The 6,781-nt window shown below is 72.7% G+C and carries 4 protein-coding genes and 2 pseudogenes; all 6 read right to left on the bottom strand.

Annotated features, from left to right (window positions below; all coding sequences use genetic code 11):
- Positions 1-418, bottom strand: a pseudogene (locus GSY69_RS13125) (hypothetical protein); the annotation flags it as partial.
- Positions 415-2,127: a sensor histidine kinase gene (locus tag GSY69_RS13120; RefSeq protein ID WP_160954285.1), complete on the bottom strand. Its 1,713-nt coding sequence runs from the start codon at positions 2,125-2,127 to the stop codon at positions 415-417. The pseudogene GSY69_RS13125 and the gene GSY69_RS13120, both read right to left, overlap by 4 nt.
- A 96-nt stretch (positions 2,128-2,223) precedes the next feature.
- A complete protein-coding gene (locus GSY69_RS14290) occupies positions 2,224-2,985 on the bottom strand; it encodes a response regulator transcription factor (protein WP_202411115.1) in 762 nt (253 codons plus the stop codon).
- 336 nt (positions 2,986-3,321) lie between these two features.
- Positions 3,322-4,155 (bottom strand): annotated as a pseudogene (locus GSY69_RS15000) (glutamate synthase-related protein); the annotation flags it as partial.
- Positions 4,156-4,774: 619 nt separating this feature from the next.
- Positions 4,775-6,409, bottom strand: coding sequence for a DNA repair helicase XPB (locus GSY69_RS13110; protein ID WP_160954283.1), 1,635 nt, complete (start codon positions 6,407-6,409; stop codon positions 4,775-4,777).
- Positions 6,410-6,573: 164 nt separating this feature from the next.
- Positions 6,574-6,781: hypothetical protein (locus GSY69_RS13105; RefSeq protein WP_160954282.1), on the bottom strand; the 208-nt coding region annotated here is incomplete at its 5' end.

The following is a 6,781-nucleotide window of genomic DNA, read 5'->3' as shown; positions in this document are numbered from 1 at the left end:
AGCCGTAGCCGGCCTGGGCGCTGGGCTGGGCCGCGGTGGGCTGGTCCGCCTGCGCGCCGGTGCCCGCCTCGTGCCAGGCCGAGCGCTCGCCCTGCCAGGCTCCGGGCGCCTGCGCGCTGCCGGCGGGCTGGCTGCCGTATGGCTGGCTGCCGGAGTGCTGGCTGCCCGACTGCTGGGCGCCGTTCGCGGGGCGCTGCCAGTCGCCCGCGGGCTGCGCCGCGGTGGGCCGGTCATCGCCCTGCCAGCCACCGCTGTGCGAGCTGCCGCTGTGCCAGCCATCGGTCTGCTGGCCGCCCGCCTGCTGGGCCCAGGACTGCTGGTCGCCGGCGCCGTGCGAGCCGGCGCCGGACTCGGAGCCGCCGCCGAACGTGTTCGGCACCTCGCGGCTGGGATCGTGGGGATGGGGTAGCTGGCTCATGGTGTGTCCTTTCGGGCCGCCTCAGACGCGTCCGACTCCGCGGGCGCCTGCTCCGCGGTGTCGGACTGGGTGAAGCTCTCTGGTGGGATCGGCAGGTCGACGCGGAACGTCGCCCCGCCGCCGGGAGTGGGGTGGACGGAGATCTGGCCCTGGTGGGATTCGACGATCGCCTTGACGATCGACAGGCCCAGGCCGGATCCGCCCGTGTCGCGCGTGCGGGAGGCATCGAGGCGGAAGAACCGCTCGAAGATCCGGGGGACATCGTCGGGATCGATGCCCTCGCCGTGGTCGCGCACCTCGAAGCGCACGCGGCCCGCGGGGAAGCCGGCCAGCGCGTCGGAGACGCGCACGCCGGACGATGTGACGTCGGGGGAGATGGGGGAGAGCTCGAGCTCCTCGGTGCGCGGGCGGCGCTCATCGGCCTGGCGCCCGCGGTTGAAGATCCGCACGGGGCCCGTGACGAAGCCCGCCACCGAGCCGGAGCCGGGCTTGGCCGCCTTCCGGGCCCCCGCCTCGGGGGCGGGCGCCTGGGGCACCCCGGCCAGGCCCACCGCGAACTCGATCGCGCTGCCGTCGGGGGTGTGGCGCACGGCGTTGCCGGCGAGGTTGACGATGACCTGGCGCAGCTTGGGCTCGGAGCCGACGATCGCGGGCACGGGCTGCGCGTCCTCGCCGTCGAGGCCGATGAAGCTGATCTCGCGGTCGGGGGCCTGCGCCGCGGCGTCGGCGGCGGCATCGCGCACGATCGCGTCGATGCGCACCGGCCCCGTCTCCGCCTGGCGGCGCTCGTCGAGGCGGGCGAGGACCACGAGGTCCTCGACGAGGACGCCCATCCGCTTGGCTTCCGCCTCGATGCGCTCCATCGCCTGGCCCACCTGCTCCGGGTCGCGGATGGCGCCCTGGCGGAACAGCTCCGCGTAGCCGCGGATCGTCACGAGCGGCGTGCGCAGCTCGTGGGAGGCATCGGAGACGAACTGGCGGATGCGCTTCTCCGAGCGGGTCCGCCCGTCGAACGAGTCCTCGATGTGGCCGAGCATCGTGTTGAGCGACGCCGACAGCCGGCCCAGCTCCGTGCCCGCGGGATAGACCGTCACGCGCTGGGAGAGGTCGCCGGCGGCGATGCGCGAGGCGGTCTCCTCGATGTCCTTGAGGGGGCGGAACGTGTTCGTGATCGCGAAGTAGCCCACGCCCGCGACGATTGCGAGCGCCAGCAGGCCGATGCCGGCCATCGTGTTGCGGGCGTACTCGCTGATCTCGTCGATGTCCTTGTCGAAGGGCACGCCCACCGCCACGTAGAGGTCCGTGCCGCGCACCGTGTAGGCCACAACGCGCCACTGCGACTTCGAACCGGAGACCGTCATGGGCTCGCCGCCGGCCGCCTGGACCGTCTGCGCGTCGATGGCCGGCAGGTTCGGCACGTTGTCCACCGAGGGCGAGTAGGGACTGTAGACCTTCTGCCCGTCCGCACCGTAGAACTGCACGTAGTACGCGCCCGGCAGGAGGCTGCTGAGGGCCTGCTGGGTCGACGAGTCCGCCGCCGCGGTCTGGAGCGGGGCGCGGGAGTTCTCCGCCACCGTGCTCGCCGCCTCGCGCACGAGGGTCTGAGCGGCCCCGGTGAGGCGCTCGTCGGTGCGCTCGATGAGGCTGGCGCGCAGGTTCTCGAGCACCCAGGCGCTCGTGCCGCTCAGCGCCAGGAGCATGAGCGTCATCATGATCGCCAGGAGCTTGGTGGTCAGCGACCACTCGTCCCAGAGCACCCCCCGCTGGCGGGGCTTCGGAGCATGCGCGGCGATGGTACTCGCCGCTTACTTCGCGTCGGAGGTGCGCAGCATGTAGCCCACGCCGCGCTTCGTCTGGATCATGGGCTTCCAGTCCAGCTGGATGGGCGTGCCCGCCTCGTCCGTCTCCGGGGCCGTGTCGATCTTGCGGCGCAGGTAGGAGATGTAGGACTCGACGATTCCCGTGTCGCCGCCGAAGTCGTACTCCCAGACGTGGTCGAGGATCTGGGACTTCGACAGCACGCGGTTGGCGTTGAGCATGAGGTAGCGCAGGAGCTTGAACTCCGTGGGGGAGAGGTCGATGAGGATCCCGCCCCGGCGCACCTCGTGGGTGTCGTCGTCGAGCTCGAGGTCGCCGACGACGATGACGGCGCCCTCCTCCTCTTCTGCCGAGTGGGTCCGGCGCAGGACGGCGCGGATGCGCGCGACGACCTCTTCGAGGCTGAAGGGCTTCGTCACGTAGTCGTCGCCGCCCACGGTCAGGCCGGTGATCTTGTCCGAGGTGTCGTCGCGGGCGGTGAGGAAGACGACGGGGATGTGGCGGTCGGCCTGGCGCAGGCGCCGGGTGACCGTGAAGCCGTCCATGTCGGGCAGCATGACGTCGAGCACGAGGAGGTCGGGCTCGGCCTGCTCGGCCAGGCGCAGCGCCTCGGCCCCGTTGGCGGCGGAGACCACGTCGAAGCCCGCGAAGCGCAGGCTGGTGGACAGGAGTTCGCGGATGTTCGGCTCATCGTCGACGACGAGGAGCGTGGCCTCGACGTCGCGGCCCTCGTGGTTTGCAGCAGTCATGGCCCCAGTGTGGACCCCTAGTCTGGAAGTCTCCTGGATGCCAGCTGGAGGCGTAAGTGATGCGGGCCACAGGTAACGCTGCGGGGTGCCGCCGGCCATCGCGGGCGGCCCGAAGTGCTCGGCCCGCGCGAGCTCCCAGTCGCCCGCCCAGTCCTGCGGCGGGTCGTCCAGCAGCTGGCCGGGGCGCAGCCACTCGTTGAACTGCGCATAGTTGAGGGTGCGGGTCTGGCTGACCCTGCGCACGAGCATCTCGTGGTGCAGCCCGTCCGGCGAGTCGACGCCCAGCGTCGAGACGATCTGGCGCACCTCCTCCACCGTGAGCGCGTGGAACCGCTCGACGTCCGCGGCCTTCGAGGGCACGTCGATGCCGCGGTAGAGCCGCGGATTCTGCGTGGCCACGCCGGAGGGGCACTCGTTCGTGTGGCACCGCTGCGCCTGGATGCAGCCGGTGGCCATCATCATCCCGCGCGCCGACTGGCAGAAGTCCGCGCCCTGGATGAGGCGGCGCACGATGTCCGTGCCGGAGACGATCTTGCCGGCCGCCCCCAGGCGGATATCGCCGCGCAGGCCGCAGCCCACGAGCGCGTTGTGCACGGTCATGAGCCCCTCGGTCAGGGGCATGCCCACGTGGTCCTCGTATTCGAGCGGGGCGGCGCCCGTGCCGCCCTCGGCCCCGTCGACGATGATGAAGTCCGGCGCGAGGCCCGTGGCCAGCATCGCCTTGCACAGGGCGAGGACGTCGCGGCGCATGCCCACGCACAGCTTGAAGCCTACCGGCTTGCCGCCGGAGAGCTCGCGCAGCCGGGCGACGAACTCCATGAGCTCGATGGGGGTCGTGAAGGCGGTGTGCGCCGGCGGCGAGACGCAGTCCTGGCCGATCGGCACGCCGCGGGCCTCGGCGATCTCGGCGGTCACCTTGGGCCCGGGCAGCACACCGCCCAGGCCCGGCTTGGCGCCCTGGGAGAGCTTGATGGACGTCGCCCTGACCTGCTCGAGGCGCGCCTTGTCGCGGTAGGTCTCCGGATCGAAGCGGCCCTCGGCCGTGCGGCAGCCGAAGTACCCGCTGCCGAACTCCCACATGAGGTCGGCCCCGGTCTGCAGGTGGTACTTCGTCAGCCCGCCCTCCCCGGTCTCCTGCAGGAACCCGCCGCGCGCGGCACCGTAGCCCATGGCCAGCACCGCGTTGACCGACAGGGCCCCGAAGCTCATCGAGGAGACGTTGAACAGCGAGGCGTCGTAGGGCCGGGTGCAGTCGGGGCCGCCCAGGCGCACGCGGTGCTCGCGCTCGGGCATGGCGCCCGGGCGGATCGACTGGGCGAGGAACTCGTAGCCCGGGGCTCGCACCTCGAGCTCGGTGCCGAAGGACTTCACCGAGTGGATCCCGGCGGCCCGCTCGTAGATGAGGCGCCGGGCGTCCGCGTCGAAGGGCCGGCCGTCCCAGTTCCGCTCGACGAAGTACTGCTGGATCATGGGGCGCGCCGATTCGAGGATGTAGCGCAGATGGCCCACGAGCGGGTAGTTGTGGAGCACGGCCAGGCGCTTCTGGACCAGGTCGTAGACGGCGACCGCGAGCAGGCCGGCGGCGATGCCGGTGAGGATGAGCCACCAGGGGCTGGCGAGCGCGGCCGCGAGGCCGGAGAGGACGAGGAGCGCGGCGAGGCCGCCGAAGACGATGCCGACGATCATGGCTCAACGATAGGGCCGTTCGGCCCGTGGGCGCAGGCCGCCCTGTCCGTGGGACGGGCCGCCGGACCCCGCCTGGCCGCCCGGCGCCCCGCCCGGCGGCGGGCTACGCGTTCTCGATCGTGTAGGCGTAGCCCTGCTCGGTGAGGAAGCGGCGGCGGTGGCCCGCGAAGTGCTCGTCGACGGTGGCGGCGGTGACGATCGTGTAGAAGGCCGCGGGCTTCGCATCGGCCTTGGGCCGCAGGATCCGGCCCAGGCGCTGCGCCTCCTCCTGGCGCGAGCCGAACGAGCCGGACACCTGCACGGCAACCGAGGCCTCGGGCAGGTCGACGGAGAAGTTCGCGACCTTCGACACGACGAGGACGCGGATCCGGCCCGCGCGGAAGTCCGCGTAGAGGCGCTCGCGCTCGGCCTCGCCGGTCTTGCCCGTGAGGACGGGCGCGCCCAGGGCGGCGCCCAGCTCCTCGAGCTGGTCGAGGTACTGGCCGATGACGAGCACCTGCTGGCCCGCGTGCTCGTGGACGAGGCGCTCGACGACCGGGACCTTCATGTCCGTGGTCGCGGCGAGCCGGTAGCGGTCCTCGCCCTCGGCGCGCGCGTAGGCGGCCCGGGAGCCCGAGTCCAGGCGCACGCGCACCTCCCGGCAGTGCGCCTCGGCGATGTAGCCGTCGCGCTCGATCTGCTTCCACGGCACGTCGAACTGCTTGGGGCCGATGAGGCTGAAGACCTCCTCCTCGCGGCCGTCCTCGCGCACGAGCGTTGCGGTCAGGCCCAGCCGGCGGCGCGCCTGGAGGCCCGCGGTGAGCCGGAAGACGGGGGCGGGCAGCAGGTGGACCTCGTCGTAGACGACGAGCCCCCAGTCGCGGGCGTCGAGCAGCTCGAGGTGGAGGTAGGAGCCCTTCCGCCGCGTCGTGAGCACCTGGTAGGTGGCGATCGTGATGGGCCGGATCTCCTTGACGGCCCCGGAGTACTCGCCGATCTCGTCCGGGCTCAGGTTCGTCCGGCGCAGCAGCTCCGCCTTCCACTGCTTGGCGGACACGGAGTTCGTCACGAGGATGAGCGTCGTGGTGCCCAGCTCCGCCATCGCCGCCGCGCCCACGACGGTCTTGCCCGCCCCGCAGGGCATGACGACGACGCCGGACTCGCCGGCGAGGAAGGCGTCCACGGCCTCGCGCTGGTAGCCGCGCAGGTGCCAGTCGCTGCCCTCGCCCTCGCCTTTGAGGTCGATGGCGTGGGCCTCGCCGTCGACGTAGCCCGCGTGGTCGGCCACCGGGTGGCCGAGCTTGAGCAGGCGGTGCTTGAGCTCGCCGCGCTCCGAGGGGTGGACGAGGGCGCTGCGCTCGTCGAGCCGGGCACCCAGCAGCCCTTGCAGCTGGGGGTGGCCCAGCAGCTCGCCCAGCAGCACCGGGTCCTGGGACTCGAGCACGAGCCCGTGGATGGGCGACTGGGTGAGGACGAGGACGCCGAAGCGGTCCATGATGTCGACGATGTCGAGGAGCAGCTCGTGGGGCACGGGGTACTTCGCGTATTCGAGGAGCGTGTCGACGACCGACTCCGCGTCGTGGCCGCTGGCCCGGGCGTTCCACAGTCCCAGCGGGGTGATCGTGTACGTGTGGATGTACTCCGGGGTGCGCGCGAGCTGGGCGAACGGGGCGATCGCGATGGCGGCCTCCGCCGCCTGCGGGTGGGCGGATTCGAGCAGGATCGTGCGGTCGGACTGCACCACGAGGGGGCCGCTCATGGCCTCACCGCCTTCCTCCCGGGCTCTGCCGGCTCCACGTTCGCGCCACCCGGCGCCGGGCGCGCGGGCGGTCCTGCCGCGGGTCCCGCGGCACCCGGCGCATCCGCTGGTGCGCCGGCCCGGGGGTACAGCGCCGCGGGACGGCCGAACATTCCCGCCTGCGCTCAGTCGCCCTCGGCGGGGCGCACGCGCACGATGCGGGCGATCGCGAGGGTGAGCTCGCTCTGGGCGGCGCCGGTGCGCACGCCGCGCACGCGCCCCCCGCCGACCGCGATGGGGCGCATGCGCACCGTGGTGGGGCGCCCGTCGCCGCCGGCGGACTCGACCGCGACCGCCTTGCCGGCCGCTGCGGCCTCGCGCAGCGCGTGGGCG

The sequence above is a fragment of the Brevibacterium rongguiense genome (genome assembly GCF_009857845.1).
Taxonomy (GTDB): Bacteria; Actinomycetota; Actinomycetes; order Actinomycetales; family Brevibacteriaceae; genus Brevibacterium; species Brevibacterium rongguiense.
The sequence above is the reverse complement of the archived record's forward strand: the minus strand, read 5'-3'. Positions and strand labels throughout refer to the sequence as shown.